Annotated in this window: 16 protein-coding genes; 13 read left to right on the forward strand and 3 right to left on the reverse strand. The window is 62.2% G+C overall.

Annotated elements, in window-relative coordinates:
- Positions 1–15: 15 nt before the first annotated feature.
- The 7 genes from cysS to rarD all read left to right on the forward strand — a co-directional run bounded on the left by cysS (position 16) and on the right by rarD (position 6776).
- Positions 16–1407, forward strand: a complete 1392-nt coding sequence (cysS, locus tag GGI60_RS09540) for a cysteine--tRNA ligase (RefSeq protein WP_183915097.1) — start codon at positions 16–18, stop codon at positions 1405–1407.
- 172 nt (positions 1408–1579) lie between these two features.
- Complete coding sequence (locus GGI60_RS09545) at positions 1580–2056, forward strand: GFA family protein (RefSeq protein ID WP_183915099.1); 477 nt, start codon at positions 1580–1582, stop codon at positions 2054–2056.
- On the forward strand, positions 2053–2541 hold the full coding sequence (locus GGI60_RS09550) for a GFA family protein (protein ID WP_183915101.1): 489 nt from the start codon (positions 2053–2055) through the stop codon (positions 2539–2541). Before GGI60_RS09545 ends, GGI60_RS09550 begins: the two co-directional genes overlap by 4 nt.
- Positions 2538–3014, forward strand: coding sequence for a GFA family protein (locus tag GGI60_RS09555; protein WP_183915102.1), 477 nt, complete (start codon positions 2538–2540; stop codon positions 3012–3014). Before GGI60_RS09550 ends, GGI60_RS09555 begins: the two co-directional genes overlap by 4 nt.
- A complete protein-coding gene (gene pip / locus GGI60_RS09560) occupies positions 3011–3973 on the forward strand; it encodes a prolyl aminopeptidase (protein WP_183915104.1) in 963 nt (320 codons plus the stop codon). The genes GGI60_RS09555 and pip overlap by 4 nt, the downstream gene beginning before the upstream one ends.
- Before the next feature lie 111 nt (positions 3974–4084).
- Positions 4085–5701, forward strand: a complete 1617-nt coding sequence (gene cimA, locus GGI60_RS09565) for a citramalate synthase (RefSeq protein ID WP_183915106.1) — start codon at positions 4085–4087, stop codon at positions 5699–5701.
- 160 nt (positions 5702–5861) lie between these two features.
- A complete protein-coding gene (gene rarD / locus GGI60_RS09570; protein WP_183915108.1) occupies positions 5862–6776 on the forward strand; it encodes an EamA family transporter RarD in 915 nt (304 codons plus the stop codon).
- A gap of 19 nt (positions 6777–6795) precedes the next feature.
- Here rarD and GGI60_RS09575 read toward each other — a convergent pair whose 3' ends face one another.
- Complete coding sequence (locus GGI60_RS09575) at positions 6796–7419, reverse strand: TIGR00730 family Rossman fold protein (RefSeq protein ID WP_183915110.1); 624 nt, start codon at positions 7417–7419, stop codon at positions 6796–6798.
- Positions 7420–7574: 155 nt separating this feature from the next.
- Here GGI60_RS09575 and GGI60_RS09580 point away from each other — a divergent pair, with 155 nt between their 5' ends.
- The 5 genes from GGI60_RS09580 (at position 7575) to GGI60_RS09600 (ending at position 13922) form a co-directional block, all read left to right on the forward strand.
- Positions 7575–9602 carry a LysM peptidoglycan-binding domain-containing protein gene (locus GGI60_RS09580; protein WP_183915112.1) on the forward strand — a complete coding sequence of 676 codons (2028 nt, stop codon included), beginning with the start codon at positions 7575–7577 and terminating at the stop codon, positions 9600–9602.
- 297 nt (positions 9603–9899) lie between these two features.
- Positions 9900–11777: an ABC transporter ATP-binding protein/permease gene (locus GGI60_RS09585; protein ID WP_183915115.1), complete on the forward strand. Its 1878-nt coding sequence runs from the start codon at positions 9900–9902 to the stop codon at positions 11775–11777.
- 137 nt (positions 11778–11914) lie between these two features.
- A complete protein-coding gene (locus tag GGI60_RS09590; RefSeq protein ID WP_183915117.1) occupies positions 11915–12613 on the forward strand; it encodes a phosphatidylserine decarboxylase in 699 nt (232 codons plus the stop codon).
- Positions 12614–12626: 13 nt separating this feature from the next.
- Entirely contained in the window at positions 12627–13472 is an 846-nt protein-coding gene (pssA, locus tag GGI60_RS09595) for a CDP-diacylglycerol--serine O-phosphatidyltransferase (protein WP_183915119.1), read from the forward strand.
- Positions 13473–13775: 303 nt separating this feature from the next.
- A complete protein-coding gene (locus tag GGI60_RS09600) occupies positions 13776–13922 on the forward strand; it encodes a hypothetical protein (protein WP_183915121.1) in 147 nt (48 codons plus the stop codon).
- Between the two features lie 188 nt (positions 13923–14110).
- On the opposite strand, the gene GGI60_RS09605 is transcribed toward GGI60_RS09600, so the two are convergent.
- The gene (locus GGI60_RS09605) at positions 14111–14875 is read right to left on the reverse strand and encodes an SOS response-associated peptidase (protein WP_183915123.1); all 765 of its coding nucleotides are present in this window, start codon (positions 14873–14875) and stop codon (positions 14111–14113) included.
- Positions 14876–14977: 102 nt separating this feature from the next.
- Positions 14978–15298, reverse strand: coding sequence for a YnfA family protein (locus GGI60_RS09610; RefSeq protein WP_183915124.1), 321 nt, complete (start codon positions 15296–15298; stop codon positions 14978–14980).
- 184 nt (positions 15299–15482) lie between these two features.
- Between GGI60_RS09610 and GGI60_RS09615 the strand changes: the two genes are divergently transcribed.
- Positions 15483–15917: an NUDIX hydrolase gene (locus tag GGI60_RS09615; RefSeq protein WP_183915126.1), complete on the forward strand. Its 435-nt coding sequence runs from the start codon at positions 15483–15485 to the stop codon at positions 15915–15917.
- Positions 15918–16040: the final 123 nt, after the last annotated feature.

A 16040-nucleotide genomic window follows, 5' to 3' on the forward strand; every position in this document is an offset into this window, starting at 1 on the left:
ATTTGGGAGAGTGAAATGGGCCGCACGCCGGAACTGAAGCTGTACAACACGCTGACACGGGAAAAGTCGGTCTTTGCGCCGATCGACCCGGACAATGTCCGCATGTATGTCTGCGGCCCGACGGTCTATGATTTCGCCCATATCGGCAATGCCCGGCCGGCTATCGTCTTCGACGTGCTGTTCCGGCTGCTGCGCCATGTCTATGGCGAAGATCACGTCACCTATGCCCGCAACATCACCGATGTCGACGACAAGATCAATGCGCGAGCGTTGCGCGATCATCCTGGCTTGCCGCTCAACGAAGCAATCCGAGCGGTGACCGAAACGACCGAGACGCAATATCACTCCGATGTCGCCGAACTCGGCTGCCTGGTGCCGAATGTCGAGCCACGCGCCACCGACAATATCGCGGAGATGATCGAGATCATCGTGAGGCTGATTGGCAACGGGCATGCCTATGCAGCGGCAGGCGAAGTGCTGTTCGACACGAGGTCCATGGCGGATTACGGCCAGCTGTCGAAACGTCCGCTCGACGAGCAGCAGGCCGGCGCCCGCGTCGCGGTCGAGGCGCACAAGAAGAACCCCGGTGATTTCGTGCTGTGGAAACTGTCGAGCCATAACGAGCCCGGCTGGGAGAGCCCCTGGGGCCGCGGCCGGCCCGGCTGGCACATCGAGTGCTCGGCGATGAGCAAGCGCTATCTCGGCGATGTCTTCGACATCCATGGCGGCGGGCTGGATCTGATCTTCCCGCATCATGAAAACGAGATCGCCCAGTCGCGCTGCGCCCACGGCACCGAGGTGATGGCGAATGTCTGGATGCATAACGGCTTCGTGCAGGTCGAAGGCCGCAAGATGTCGAAATCCGAGGGCAATTTCGTCACCATCCACGATCTGCTGCACACGGAGGTCTTCGGCGGCCGTCAATGGCCGGGCGAGGTGCTGCGGCTTGCCATGCTGATGACGCATTACCGCGAGCCGATCGATTTCTCGATCAAGCGGCTGGAAGAGGCCGAACGGCTGCTCGCCAAATGGCCGGCGGCGGAAGCCGGCGACGCCAAGCCGGACGAGGCTGTGCTGAACGCGCTGGCGGACGACCTCAATACCGTCGCAGCGGTGCAGGCCCTGCATGCGCTGGCGCAGGCCGCCCATACCGATGCTGCCGCCGGCGCCCGGTTTGCCGCAACGGCTGCCCTCCTCGGGGTGCTGCCGAAGAAGACCGAAATTGACGAAGCCGTCGCCGCCGCGGTCGATGCGCTGGTCGCCATGCGTCTCGAAATGCTGAAGGCGAAGAATTTTGCCGAGGGCGACAAGATCCGCGACGAGCTGACGGCGAAGGGCATTCAGCTGAAGGACGGCAAGGACCCGGTGACGGGCGAGCGGGTGACGACGTGGGAGGTGAAGCGGTGAGAGTGGTGCCTGGTCGTAAGACCCCTCCCCAATCCCTCCCCACAAGGGGGAGGGGCTACGCCGGCACACCAGACGGAAACGAAGACGACGCCACGAGAGAGCCCTCCCCCTTGAAGGGAGGGTTGGGAGGGGTTTTCTTTTTCTCCTCGATGTCGCTGCGGGAGAACCTGCCATGACCATCTATACCGGCGGCTGCCAGTGCGGAGCGATCCGCTTCCGTGTCAGCGGCGAACTCAAGGATTCGTCGATCTGTCATTGCCGCATGTGCCAGAAAGCGTTCGGGGCTTATTATGCGCCGCTCGTCTCGGTGCGCGGCGCTGAGTTCGAGTGGACACGGGGGAAGCGGAAAAAGTTCCGCTCTTCCAATGTCGTCGAGCGCGGCTTCTGTGGGGACTGCGGCACGCCGCTGACCTATGAAGCGCCAGACGGAATGGCGATTGCGGCGGGCGCCTTCGACGATCCGTCGTCCGTGCCGCCGACCATTCAATGGGGCGTGGAAGGCAAGATCGGCTTCGTCGATCACCTGCACGAACTGCCGGGAGAGCGGACCGAGGCTGATCTGACGGCAGGCTCCTTCCTGCACGAACTCGTTTCCTATCAACATCCCGACCATGACACGCAGGTCTGGCCACCGGAGGATCGCGCTTGAGCGAAACTAAGAAGCAGACCGGCGGATGCCAATGTGGCGCGGTTCGTTATCGCGCCCGTGGCGAACTCGGCTATCCCCATATCTGCCACTGCCGCATGTGCCAGAAGGCGGCCGGCAACTATTTCCTGCCGCTTGCGGCAGCCATGCGGGAGGATTTCGAGCTGACGCGCGGCGCGCCGAAATGGTTCCGGTCCTCGGATCTGGTGCGGCGCGGCTTCTGCGGCGACTGCGGCACGCCGCTGTTTTACGACATCCCGGGCGCTGACTTCATCAACATCACGCTCGGCTCGCTTGATGAGCCCGATGCGGTCAAGCCGGTGATGCAATCGAGCACCGGCCGCAAGATGTCCTGGTTTCACGCGATCGACAATCTGCCGGTGGAGCCGCAGCCTGAAACGCCCGACCGCGAGAACGCGATCGCTGCAAGCAATCATCAGCACCCGGATCACGACACGGAAAGCTGGCCACTCGGAGAACGCCCATGACGGACAGGATAAGAACAGGCGGATGCCAGTGCGGCGCCGTGCGCTTCCGCATCTCAGGCAAGCTGGGGCGACCCTCGATCTGCCATTGCCGCATGTGCCAGAAGCAGTTCGGCGGCTTCTTTTCCGCGCTGGTCACGGCACCCGAAGAAGGAATGGAGTGGACGCGCGGCGAGCCGAGCTACTTTCAGTCCTCCGTTAATATCGCCCGCGGCTTCTGCAGCAATTGCGGCACGCCGATGACCTATCGTCATCCTGGTGGCCTGGAGCTTGCGATCGGCACGTTCGACGACCGCGGTGATCTCGCGCCGCAGATCCAGGTCAATTACGACGCCCGCCTGCCCTGGGTCGAGACGATCTTCGAGGCGCCGGTGCTGAAAGACCCGGATTTCTATGCCCGACAGGAGGCGATCATCTCCTTTCAGCATCCCGATCACGACACCCAGGTCTGGCCCGGAAAAGGCGTGAAGATATGACCGAAATCCTGCGCACTCTCTATCCCGAAATCGAAGCCTATGAATCCGGCCATCTCGATGTCGGCGACGGCCATGTCATCTATTGGGAGCGGTCGGGAACACCCGGCGCCAAGCCCGCCGTCTTCCTGCATGGCGGCCCGGGCGGGGGCTTCTCGCCGGCCCACCGCCGGCTGTTCGATCCGGCTCTCTACGACGTCACGCTGTTCGACCAGCGCGGCTGCGGCCGGTCGACGCCGCATGCCGAGCTGAATGCCAACACGACCTGGGACCTCGTCGCCGATATCGAGCGGCTGCGAGAGATGGCCGGCGTCGAGACCTGGCAGGTATTCGGCGGCTCCTGGGGATCGACGCTGGCGCTCGCCTATGCCGAAAAGCATCCGGAGCACGTCTCCGAGCTCATCCTGCGCGGCATCTATACGCTGACCAAAGCCGAACTCGACTGGTACTATCAGTTCGGCGTCTCGGAGATGTTCCCGGAAAAATGGGAGCGCTTCATCGCTCCGATCCCGCCGGAAGAGCGGCATGAGATGATGCATGCCTACCATCGCCGCCTGACGCATGCGGACAGAAACGTGCGCCTTTCGGCCGCGCAGGCCTGGAGCATCTGGGAAGGCGAAACGATCACGCTGCTGCCGGAACCTTCGACAAGCGGCAAATTCGAGGAGCCGGAATTCGCCTATGCCTTCGCCCGCATCGAGAACCACTTCTTCGTCAATGCCGGCTGGATGAACGAGGGACAGCTGATCCGCGACGCCGACAGGCTCAAAGATATTCCCGGCGTCATCGTGCATGGCCGCTACGACATGCCCTGCCCGGCCAAATATGCCTGGCTGCTGCACAAGGCCTGGCCGAAGGCGGAGTTCCACCTGATCGAAGGTGCCGGCCATGCCTATTCGGAACCCGGAATTCTCGATCGGCTGATCCGGGCGACTGACAAGTTCGCCGGGAAGTTGGATTGATGCGACACGCCGTGGCAATCCCCCTCTGCCCTGCCGGGCATCTTTCTCCTTATGGGCAGGGCCGAGGGGAAAGCCCGGCATAAAAACAGTCAATGCCTGGGAGGCATTTTGGTGACCAAGGAAAAAATCTACCTCTTCGACACGACGCTCCGGGACGGGCAGCAGACGCCCGGCATCGATTTTTCCGTCGAGGACAAGATTGCGATCGCCGCCATGCTGGATGAGTTCGGCCTCGATTATATCGAGGGCGGTTATCCCGGCGCCAATCCGACCGACACCGCCTTTTTCGGCGAGAAGCGCACCAGCCAGGCGACCTTCGTCGCCTTCGGCATGACGAAGCGGGCGGGCGTTTCGGTCTCCAACGATCCGGGCCTTGCCGGGCTGCTGCAGGCAAAATCCGACGCCATCTGTTTCGTCGCCAAGAGCTGGGATTACCATGTCGCGGTGGCGCTCGGGTGCACCAACGAGGAAAATCTCGAATGCATCGCCGAAAGCGTCAAGGCAGCGGTCGGCGCCGGCAAGGAGGCGATCGTCGATTGCGAGCACTTCTTCGATGGCTTCAAGGCCAACCCGGCTTATGCGATCGCCTGCGCCAAGACCGCCTTTGATAGCGGCGCCCGCTGGGTCGTGCTCTGCGACACCAATGGCGGCACGCAGCCGCCGGAGATCCGCGCCATCGTCGAGGCGGTGATCGCTTCAGGCGTGCCCGGCCGCTGTCTCGGCATCCATGCCCATAACGACACCGGCCAGGCTGTCGCCAATTCATTGGCTGCGGTCGAAGCCGGCGTCCGGCAGATCCAGGGCACGCTGAATGGCATCGGCGAACGCTGCGGCAATGCCAATTTGGTGACGCTGATCCCGACGCTGGCGCTGAAGAGCGCTTATAACACACGGTTCGAAACGGCGATCGACGAGGAGCGGCTGCTCAACCTCACCCGACTCTCGCATGCCTTCGACGAGCTGCTCAACCGCTCGCCCGACCACCAGATGCCCTATGTCGGCGCTTCCGCCTTCGCCACCAAGGCCGGTATCCACGCATCGGCGCTGCTGAAGGACCCGAAGACCTATGAACATGTGCCGCCGGAAAGCGTCGGCAATTTCCGAAAGGTCATGGTCTCCGACCAGGGCGGCAAGGCGAACTTCATCAATGCGCTGAAGCGGCGCGGCATCACCGTTGCCAAGGACGATCCGAAGCTCGACCTCTTGATCTCGATCGTCAAGGAACGTGAATCCATCGGCTATGCCTATGAGGGCGCCGATGCGAGCTTCGAGCTCCTGGCGCATCGCACACTCGGCACCATCCCGGAATTCTTCACCATCGAAGGCTTCCGGGTGATGATCGAGCGCCGCTTCGACAGTCTCGGCCGCGTGAAAATCGTCTCGGAAGCGGTGGTCAAGATCACTATCGACGGCCAGACGCTGATGTCGGTTGCCGATGCCGAAGGCCCGGTCAACGCGCTCGACCTGGCGCTGCGCAAGGATTTCGGCAAATACCAGCACGAGATCGACGATCTGGTGCTCGCCGATTTCAAGGTGCGCATCCTCAATGGCGGCACGGAGGCGATCACCCGCGTGCTGATCGAATCCACCGATAGCGACGGCGTGCGCTGGTGGACGGTCGGCGTCTCCGAGAACATTATCGACGCCTCGTTCCAGGCGCTGATGGATTCCGTGATCTACAAGCTGATGAAGAACCGGCAACTGGCGGGCAAGATCGCGGCGGAATGAACCTGTTCCGCCGGTTCTGCAAGGCGGCGGATGCCGTCATCTTCCGCGCATGCGTTTCCGCTTCAAATCCTCTCACTCTTCATTCAACGAAATGAATTGGCCTATTCACGGCGCTTAAGCTAGGCCGGATCAGAAGAAGAACAAAGATGGAAACACGCCGATGTCGACCGATATATCCGTTCCGCTGGCCAAGAACGAAGACAGTCCGCGCGGTTTTGCCTTCGCGCTGACGGCCTATCTGCTCTGGGGCTTCCTGCCGTTCTACATGAAGGCGCTGGCGCATATCCCGCCGGCCGAAGTCATCGCCCACCGCATCGTCTGGTCGCTGCCGCTGGCCGGCATAGTGTTGATTTTGCTCGGGCGCACCGGAGATATCAGCGCAGCACTGCGTTCACCGCGCATGCTCGCCATGGGGGCGCTGACTGCGTCGCTGATCACCGTCAACTGGGGCACCTATGTCTGGGCGATTGGGGCCGGCCACTCGCTCGATGCAGCACTTGGCTATTTCATCAATCCGCTGTTCAGCATCTTTCTCGGCGCAGTGCTCCTCAAGGAGAAGCTGCAGCCGCTGCAGATCGCGGCGATCGCGCTTGCCGCAATTGCCGTCGCCATTCTCGCCTTCGACAGCGGCGGTATTCCGTGGGTGGCGCTGACTTTGGCCGTCAGCTGGGGTTTCTATGCCCTGCTCCGCAAGACACTGCCGCTCGGACCCAATCAGGGTTTCTTCCTGGAGGTTCTGATCCTCAGCGGGCCGGCCCTCATCTACATCCTCTATCTCGAATTCAGCAGCGGCCTCGGCCATTTCTACCGCACCGGCCTTGCCGATACGACCATGCTGCTCGGCTGCGGCGTCGTCACTGCCGTGCCGCTGATGGTCTATGCCAACGGCGCAAAGCTGCTGAAACTTTCGACGATCGGCATCATGCAGTATATCGCGCCGACGATGATCTTCCTGATCGCCGTCTTCGCCTTTCGCGAGCCGCTGAGCACGGCGCGCATGATCGCCTTTCCGCTGATCTGGGCCGGGCTGTTCTTCTATAGCTGGTCGATGCTGAAGGGAAGCCGCGGGCGCTGAGGCGCCGGCCTGTGCCCCCTTACATCTTCGAAATTACCGCGTCCTCGCCGTCGCGATCGGCGGCAAGCTGGGCTGCCTGGGCCATGATCGCCGGAATGATGCCGGACACGTCATCGACGATGAGCGGCTGCACCCGGTGGGCGGTGTGCAGGAAACCTTCTTCGGTCATATGGCGCAGCAGTTCCATCATCGGATCCCAGAAACCGTTGATGTTGGCAAAGACCATCGGCTTCTCGTGACGGCCGAGCTGCGCCCAGGTCATGATCTCGACGATCTCCTCCAGCGTGCCGATGCCGCCGGGCAGCGCGACGAAGGCATCGGAGCGCTCGAACATCGTATGTTTGCGCGCATGCATGTCAGGGGTTACAATGAGTTCGTTGAGCTGACCGAGCGAATGGCGAGTCGCTTCCATATCGATCAGGAACTCCGGGATGATGCCCGTGACCTGACCGCCGCCTGAAAGCACCCCGCTTGCAACCGCGCCCATGATGCCTTTGGTACCCCCGCCATAGACGAGGCGCAGGCCGTATTCGGCGATCTCTCTTCCGAGAGCGCGCCCGGCCGCCATGTGGGAAGGATCGCGTCCGGGCCTTGAGCCACAGTAAACGCAGATGGATCGAATCGATACAGATTGTTCGGTCATGGAGGCGAAACAACTATTTCATTTCAATGCAGTCAAGAAAATTGACTGAAAAGCACCGAGCCTAGCTTGCCTAATTGCTTTGAATGCTTGTGAAAAGCAACGGGAATCGCTAGCAATTTTGGATACTACGGCAAATTGCCGTCTTGGGAGACATAATGATGAAGAACCGTGCCGGCTTGCTGGCCCTTGCAGTGCTCGTATCCGCAATCCTACTGATGGTGCTCTTTGTCATGCCGCGCATCAGCGGCGATGCAAGCAAGGTCGGCGACGCCATCAATCAGGCTAGCACGGACCTCAAGAACACGGTTAATGAAGCGGCAAAGACATCACGCTCCCCGGCTGCGGTAGCTGATCAGCTGGGCCGCCTTACGGCCGATGCCGGCGTGGCGCTCGGCGAGCTCAAGGCGCTGTTTGCCGACGGCAAAGGCCCGGCCGTCGAAGTCTTCACCGCCGCCAAGACCAAGACGATCAATGCGCTCACCGCACTTGCCGGCTTCACCATTCCCGAGGGCGTCGATCCCGCAACGCAAGCCGCTGCCACGAAGGCCAAGGAAGGTGGCGCCAAGGCGCTCGCCATCGTGCAGTCGCTGCCTGAAAACATCACCGATGCGCTTGCCGCAATCGCCAGGGCCGAGGCTGCGCTGACCGGCGCGCCCCAGCCCGCCGCTGCGGCGGCGAATGCCGGGCCGAAACTTCCCGCCTTCGACGTCCTGCGCGTCGAGCCTGACGGTTCGACCGTCATCGCCGGTTCCGCCGAGCCGAACGGCAAGCTCGAAGTGCTCGACGGTGAAAAGGTGGTGACGACTGCCGATGTCGGTCCGAGCGGCGATTTCGCCGCCGTCCTCGACAATCCGCTTCCGGCGGGCGACCACCAGCTCGTGCTGAAGGTGACAGACAAGGATGGTAATACCACGCTTTCCGAAGAGGTCGCGACCGTTTCGGTGCCAAAGGACGGCAATGGCGCCAATCTGCTCGCCATGGTCTCCAAGCCCGGCACCGCAAGCCGCATCATCACGGCGCCGACGGGCGGAACCGAAGTCGCCGACGCCTCCAATCCGGCGCTGCCTGCGGACAAGCCGGCAGCGGGCGATGCTCCTGCCGGAACCGCTGCCCCGACCGGTGAGCTGGCGTTGCAGACGCCGGGCTTGGCCGATGCCTCCGCAGGCGGCGCGGACACAGCCGCGGCCGTTTCCGGCGCGGCACAAGCCGACAAGGCCACGGCGCCTGATGTGATGGTCAACGCCGTCGAGATCGAGGGCAACAAGATCTTCATCGCCGGCACGGCGCGCGCCAACGCCAAGGTCCTCGGTTATGCCGACGACAACCTCGTCGGCCAGGACACGGCCGGTGCCGACGGACATTTCATTATCGACGGCGTGATGGCCCTCTCGGTCGGCGACCATAAGATCCGCGTCGACGTCGTCGATCCCACGGGCAAGGTGATTGTTCGCGCCGCGGTGAACTTCAATCGCCCGGCGGGCGATCAGGTGAGGGTTGCCGCTCAAGTCGGCCCCGCCGATCGAAATGGCGCTTCCTCGATGGTGCCGCTCGACGAAGGCGAACTCGGCAAGCTCAAGGCCGAAGCGGGCAAGGCGTTCGGCCTACTGAAGGGACTGTTTGCCGATGGCAAGCTGCCTAGCGCCGAACAGCTTGCGGCGGCGCGCTCGGCGACGGAATTCGCGCTGCGCTCGCTCGTCGACTTCCGCCCGGCCGCCGATGCCTCCGACCCCCTCAAGCAAGCCTCCGGCGCTGCCTCTGAGACCGCTTCCAATGCGTTGAAAATCCTGCAGGGGCTGCCTCAGGACGCGAAGTCGGTCGGCGCCGCGCTCGACCGGCTCGGCGCGCTGATCGCCGAACTCACCGCAGCACCAGCGCCGGCCGCACCCGCATCCACGGCACCGGCTGCCAACGAGGCTGCCGGCAACCAGCCGAAGACGATCGAACAGGCGCCGCTGACAGCCGACAACGCCGCGGTCATCATTCGCCGCGGCGACACGCTGTGGCAGATCTCGCGCCGGACCTATGGCCTCGGCGTGCGCTACACGACGATCTACATCGCCAACGAGGACAAGATCATCGATCCCGACCGCATCCGCCCTGGCCAGATTTTCGGCCTGCCAAAGGATGCCTTGCCGAATGCCGAGGAACTGCACCGCAAACGTCTTTCCAACCGGCATCTCTAAACAGGCAGAACAACATGATCGGGCCGGGCGGGATAACCGCCCGGCCTAATGCATGTCCCCCGGAAGTGTGCAGCGGTTCCGGGACAACGACATGCATAAAAACAAAGGGCTCAAGCGCGTCGCATGAATCAAATTGATGCGACGCGCTTTAGCTTTTCCTGAACCCCGCATTTGTTGTATTCATCCGCCCGGCACCCTATCTGGCGGTGATTGGGAAGCGCTCGAGCACGTCCCGTTCGCACTTTGCCGGCATTGACAGACACGACCGCGGCAATCCCGACCGGGCTGGAGACACGCATGGCAAACGGCAAGACTGTCTCGGAATCCCACCTGCTGCGCACGCTTCTCAACCTCTGGCCCTATATGTGGCCGGCCGGCCGGCCCGACCTTAGGATGCGCGTCGTCTGGGCCTCGGTCTATCTGGTGATCTCCAAATTCGTCCTGCTGCTCGTCCCCTATTTCTTCAAATGGTCGACCGATGCACTAAACGGCAGGATGGATCTGGCCGGCACGGTGCCGCCGCTGCTTGCCGGCGCCATCGCGCTTGTCATCGCCTATAACGTCACCCGGCTGATCCAGCTTGGCCTCAACCAGCTGCGCGACGCGCTGTTTGCCAGCGTCGGGCAGCATGCGGTGCGCCAGCTCGCCTACAGGACCTTCGTGCACATGCACGAGCTGTCTCTACGCTTCCATTTGGAACGCAAGACCGGCGGTCTCTCGCGCATCATCGAGCGCGGCACCAAGGGCATCGAGACGATCGTGCGCTTCACGATCCTCAATTCGGTCCCGACCGTCATCGAATTCCTGCTGACGGCCGCGATCTTCTGGTGGGGTTACGGATTTTCCTATCTCGCCGTCACCGCCTTTACGGTCTGGGCCTATATCTGGTTCACGATCCGTGCATCCGATTGGCGCATTGCCATCCGCCGGTCGATGAACGACAGCGATACCGACGCCAACACCAAGGCGATCGACTCTCTCCTCAACTTCGAGACCGTCAAATATTTCGGCAACGAGGAGATGGAAGCCAAGCGCTTCGATAAATCGATGGAACGCTACGAGAAGGCGGCGACCGATGTCTGGACCTCGCTCGGCTGGCTGAACTTCGGCCAGGGCGTCATTTTCGGCATCGGCACGACGATCATGCTGGTGCTGTCGGCGCTGGCCGTCCAGCGCGGCGAGCAGACGGTCGGCGATTTCGTCTTCGTCAATTCGATGCTGCTGCAGCTTTCCGCGCCGCTCAACTTCATCGGCTTCGTCTACCGCGAAATCCGCCAGGGGCTGACCGATATCGAGCAGATGTTCGATCTCCTGGAGGTGAAGGCCGAGGTCAACGACGCGCCCGATGCGACAGAACTTAGGATCGGCCAGGGCGCCATTTCCTTCAAGGATGTGCACTTCGCCTACGACCCGGCCCGTCCGATCCTCAAGGGGATTTCCTTCGAAGTGCCGGCCGGCAAGACGGTCGCCGTCGTCGGTCCGTCGGGTGCGGGCAAATCGACGCTGTCGCGGCTGCTCTATCGTTTCTACGATATCCAGAGCGGCACGATCACGGTCGACGGTCAGGATATCCGCACGGTGACGCAGAAGAGCCTGCGCTCTCTTATCGGCATGGTGCCTCAGGATACCGTGCTCTTCAACGACACCGTTGCCTACAACATCCGCTACGGCCGCACGTCGGCCAGCGACGGCGAGGTCTTTGCCGCGGCCGAGGTGGCGCAGATCGCCCATTTCATCGAGACGCTGCCCGAGGGATTCGAAACCAAGGTCGGCGAGCGCGGGCTCAAGCTTTCGGGCGGCGAGAAGCAGCGGGTGGCGATCGCCCGCACCATCCTGAAAGCGCCGCCGATCCTGATCCTCGACGAAGCGACATCAGCGCTCGACACGACGACGGAGCGGGAAATCCAGACGGCGCTCGACGTGGTTTCGAAGAACCGGACGACGCTGGTCATCGCCCACCGGCTGTCCACCGTCATCAGCGCCGACGAGATCATCGTGCTGAAAAGCGGCGAGATCGCCGAGCGCGGAACGCATGCCGCCTTGCTTGATAAGAACGGTCTCTATGCCTCGATGTGGAACCGCCAGCGCGAGGCCACACAGGCCGAGGAGCACTTGAAACAGGTGCGCGAAAGCGACGATATGGGCGTGATCACGCGGCTTGCGCCGGCAAACTGATTTGGGAACCAGACGCCGGTCCTGGCTTTTGTTGTTCAGAACCCCGGCCGGCGAACCGGGGCCGAGGCCGCAGCATTGCCCCGGAGGCGGTTTTTCGCTAACCAGCAAAAAACGACAACGCAAGGAGACCGGCAGCCATGAGCCTGTTCAACACGGTTCGCAACACGATCGTCCCCGTGCACAAGGAGGGTTATCCCTTCGTGGCCGCCTTCTTCGTCGCCTCGCTGATCCTCGGATGGATCTTCAAGCCGCTCTTCTGGATCGGCATGATCTTCACACTGTGGTGCGCCTATTTCTTCCGCGATCCCGAGCGCGTGACCCCGCAGGACGACGATCTGGTGATTTCTCCCGCCGACGGCAGGGTCTCCGCCATCCAGATGGTGACCCCGCCGGCCGAGCTCGACCTCGGCTCCGAGCCGATGCTGCGCATCTCGGTGTTCATGAACGTCTTCAACTGCCATGTGAACCGCGCGCCGGTGCGCGGGCGCATCGTGAGCATCAACTACCGCTCCGGCAGCTTCGTTAACGCCGAGCTCGACAAGGCCAGCGAAGACAATGAGCGCAACGGCCTGGTGATCGAAACCCGCCACGGCCAGATCGGCGTCGTCCAGATCGCCGGCCTGGTGGCGCGGCGTATCCTCTGCTGGGTAAACCCCAACGAGCCAGTGGATGCCGGCGAGCGCTTCGGGCTGATCCGTTTCGGTTCCAGGCTGGACGTCTTCCTGCCCGCCGGTGCGGCGCCACGTGTCTCGCTCGGCCAGACGGCGATCGCCGGAGAAACCGTCATTGCCGAATTCGCCTCGGCCAAGGGTCCCGTCATCAGCCGCCGCAGCTAGATTGGAACACGATATGGAAACGCCTTTTCCGCCTTTCGAGCCCAATGGTCCGGATGATTCCGCCCGTGGCCCGCGTCTGCGCGAAATCCCGCTCCGTCTCGTCTTTCCGAACCTCATCACCATTCTGGCGATCTGCGCCGGGCTGACCGGCATCCGGTTGGCTTTCGAGAATCGCTACGAGCTCGCCGTCTCCATGGTGCTCGTCGCCGCTTTCCTCGACGGGATCGACGGACGAGTGGCGCGTCTGATGAAGGCGACCTCGAAGTTCGGCGCACAGATGGATTCGCTTGCCGACATCGTCAATTTCGGCGTCGCACCCGCCCTCGTCGTCTATGTCTTCGCGCTCGACCAGGCCCGCTCGCTCGGCTGGATCGCGGCGCTGATCTATGCGATCGCCGCCGGACTGCGCCTTGCCCGTTTCAACGTCATGGCCGAACGCGAGAACAAGGCGAGCTGGCAGTCGGAATATTTCGTCGGCGTGCCGGCGCCGGCCGGCGCCATGCTCGTGCTGCTGCCGGTCTATCTCGGCTTCCTTGGGATCGCGACCGACCGCTCCTTCGCCTTCGTCTCGTCGATCTACACCGTGTTCATCGCCTTCCTATTGATCAGCCGGCTGCCGGTCTGGTCGGGCAAATCGGAGGGCAACCGGCTGCGGCGCGATCTCGTGCTGCCGATGATGCTCGGCGTCGTACTCTATGTGGCTCTGCTGATGAGCTACACCTGGGAGGTGATGGTGTTTACCGTTGCCGCCTACCTCGTATCGCTTCCCTTCGGCGCGCGGAAATGGCGGCGGAAATATGGGACGCTGACGATCGAGGAGCCCGGCATCGGCGACGACGATATCGGTCGTCACATCTGACCTTCCAGCATTTCCTGGTCTCTCTCCCCCGGAAATGCGTCTCCCCTCGTTCTCGCACATTCCCGGAAAAAGTGCGCTTCTTCCGGGGAAAGCCATGAGCTTTCCCCGTGGAAAACGGCGGCGCATTTCTTTTGGAACCGCTTCCTTCAGTAAGTATTAACCAACGTAGGCTTCAGTTAAGCCTCGCGAATTATGGTGGGCGTTTACAATTCCTGATAACCGACGCCGCCGATTTGTCGCAATTTTCTGGCGAAACTGCAAAAATAAAATAATCAGGGAAGAACCACGTAAAGGAGAGTATCCGTGACTTCGAAGAAGAGCAGTACCGGCGAACAGCAGACGGCCAAGCCGGACCTCGCCGCCAACTATCGCCCCGTCGGCCTGAAGGCCGTCGCCGCGGCATCGCTGATGGCAAAGAACAAGCCGGATGGTGTCAAGAAATCCGCTTGAAGCGCCTAGCTTCGAACTGCCCGTCACCTGCGCTTCACCTTCCAGTTTCTGGCATGCTGTTGCCCCAAGACTGCTGCATGCTCTCACGCATGTCGTCGCGGCAAAACCGCTAGACAGTTTTGCGCGACATGCACCTGAAATCGCTGTGACCCAAATAGGCCGCCGCGCCACAAGCGTCCGACAGCGTTTCAGAAGAAGCTGAGCTGGCCGTTGTCCTGCCTTTGCTTCTCGGGTGACTTGAGCGGCCGTTCGATTACGACCGGCTCCTGCAGATCAGGCCCCATATTGGCAACCTTGTTGACCTTGTCGGAGACCGGTACGGCCTCGAAGAAATCGTCCTGAACGGGCTGCGTCAGATCGGCCACCTCACGCGGTTCCTGCGTCCTACAATCGAGCCAACGCGAGAAGTCCTCCGGCTTGATGACGACAGGCATGCGATCATGGATCGCCGAGATGCCCGCATTGGCCGACGTCGTCAGGATCGCGCCGGTATCGACCTCCGAGCCATCGGCCGAGGACCAGGTTTCCATCAGTCCGGCAAAGGCGACGATCCCGCCGTTGCGCGGCCTGATCCAATAGGCCTGCGGCTTGCCGCCGCTTTCCTTCGGCGGACGATGCCATTCATAAAAACCCGAGGCCGGAATGAGCACGCGACGGTGACGCATCGCCGCCCGAAACGAGGCTTTGCCGATCGCGGTCTCGGCGCGCGCATTGATAAGCAACGGAAATTCCTTCGGGTCCTTGACCCAGGCCGGGGTAAAACCCCAGCGCACCAGCACCGCGCGCCGGTCGGCAAGGTTGCTGCCTCGCTCCCTGCCCTCACCTGCTGTGACGACGAGGATCGGCTGCGTCGGGGCTATGTTGTAGCGCGCCGGAAAATCGTCGAGATCTACACCGGAGAGGAAATTGCGCAGGTCTGCGCTGGAACTTGTCAGGGCGAAACGTCCACACATCGGCCTGTCTTTGCACCCGGTCCGAGTCCGGTCAAGGTACACTGAGCGTGCCGCGCAAGACTGTACAGGGGTTTAAGGACAAGAACATGCCGCGACCATGCTTCAGCCCCTCGGCCCAAAAAGAATGACGCTCGCCCCGGCAAGGCAGATCAATCCGCCGCCGATATCATAACGATCGGGCACGCGGCCCTCGACCAGCCACAGCCAGAAGAGCGACGCGAGAATGTAAATGCCGCCATAGGCTGCGAACGCTCGGCCGGCGGCTTCGCTCGGCACCAGCGTCAGAAGCCAGGCGAAAAGCGCGAGTGAGATCATGCCCGGCGCCAGCCACCAGACGGGCTTTTCAAGCTTCAGCCACGCCCAGAAAGCGAAGCAGCCGGCAATCTCGAAAACGGCGGCAAAGGCGTAGATGATATAGGTCACGCAAAGCCCTTTCGAAAATCTGGAATCTTTGTTGCATACATGTCGCCATCTCGGGAACCGCTGCGCCGCCTTTCGGGCCTTGTCTTCCGAGCCGACCCGCATCAAAATTGCGGAAGCCGGGCAGCGGCGGCATGCAACAATCGCTCCATGCGATAGAATCGATCGTCACAGCGAGAGCAGTCTTATGATTTCCACCGCCAAAGCCGCCTCCTCCGCCATTCTCGAACGCGACGGGCGATTCCTGCTGGTGTTGCGACGCAACCCGCCTTCCGCCGACATGTATGCCTTTCCAGGTGGGCGCGCTGAGCCGGGCGAAACGCCGGAGCAGACGGCGCTGCGGGAATTCCGCGAAGAAACCGGCATCTCGGCACATAATCCGCGGCTGTTTTCGACCTATGACCTGAAGACGCATGGGCCGGACGGCAGCATCAAGAGCCATTTCTTCCTGTCGGTCTTTCGCGTCGAGGCCGACCGGGACGCGGTGGCGGAAGCCGCCGACGATGCAGCGGCGCTGGGCTGGTACACGGTGAATGAGATTCGGCGACTGCCCGTGCCGCAGAGCGTGCTCGAATGCGCAGAGCGGCTGGCACGGGATGATTGTCGGCCAACCGGCCGATAATCATCCTGTGCTGAATTAAGTTTAGAGCATGATGTCATCCAAAAACGGCTGACACTTTTCGGCACCATGCTCTGGCGGGCGGCGAATAGAAGTGGAAACTTTCGAGCGCGCCTTGTTGCCGTC

The organism is Rhizobium lentis (assembly GCF_014200175.1).
In the GTDB taxonomy this organism is placed as follows: Bacteria; Pseudomonadota; Alphaproteobacteria; order Rhizobiales; family Rhizobiaceae; genus Rhizobium; species Rhizobium mulingense.

Bases quoted from the DNA above. Each gene is read 5' to 3' on its own strand.
- GGI60_RS09615 (WP_183915126.1), top strand. From the start codon at position 15,483: ATGATTTCCACCGCCAAAGCCGCCTCCTCCGCCATTCTCGAACGCGAC.
- GGI60_RS09605 (WP_183915123.1), bottom strand. From the start codon at position 14,875: ATGTGTGGACGTTTCGCCCTGACAAGTTCCAGCGCAGACCTGCGCAAT.
- GGI60_RS09580 (WP_183915112.1), top strand. From the start codon at position 7,575: ATGATGAAGAACCGTGCCGGCTTGCTGGCCCTTGCAGTGCTCGTATCC.
- pssA (WP_183915119.1), top strand. From the start codon at position 12,627: ATGGAAACGCCTTTTCCGCCTTTCGAGCCCAATGGTCCGGATGATTCC.
- GGI60_RS09585 (WP_183915115.1), top strand. From the start codon at position 9,900: ATGGCAAACGGCAAGACTGTCTCGGAATCCCACCTGCTGCGCACGCTT.
- rarD (WP_183915108.1), top strand. From the start codon at position 5,862: ATGTCGACCGATATATCCGTTCCGCTGGCCAAGAACGAAGACAGTCCG.
- pip (WP_183915104.1), top strand. From the start codon at position 3,011: ATGACCGAAATCCTGCGCACTCTCTATCCCGAAATCGAAGCCTATGAA.
- GGI60_RS09545 (WP_183915099.1), top strand. From the start codon at position 1,580: ATGACCATCTATACCGGCGGCTGCCAGTGCGGAGCGATCCGCTTCCGT.
- cysS (WP_183915097.1), top strand. From the start codon at position 16: ATGGGCCGCACGCCGGAACTGAAGCTGTACAACACGCTGACACGGGAA.
- GGI60_RS09590 (WP_183915117.1), top strand. From the start codon at position 11,915: ATGAGCCTGTTCAACACGGTTCGCAACACGATCGTCCCCGTGCACAAG.
- GGI60_RS09575 (WP_183915110.1), bottom strand. From the start codon at position 7,419: ATGACCGAACAATCTGTATCGATTCGATCCATCTGCGTTTACTGTGGC.
- GGI60_RS09555 (WP_183915102.1), top strand. From the start codon at position 2,538: ATGACGGACAGGATAAGAACAGGCGGATGCCAGTGCGGCGCCGTGCGC.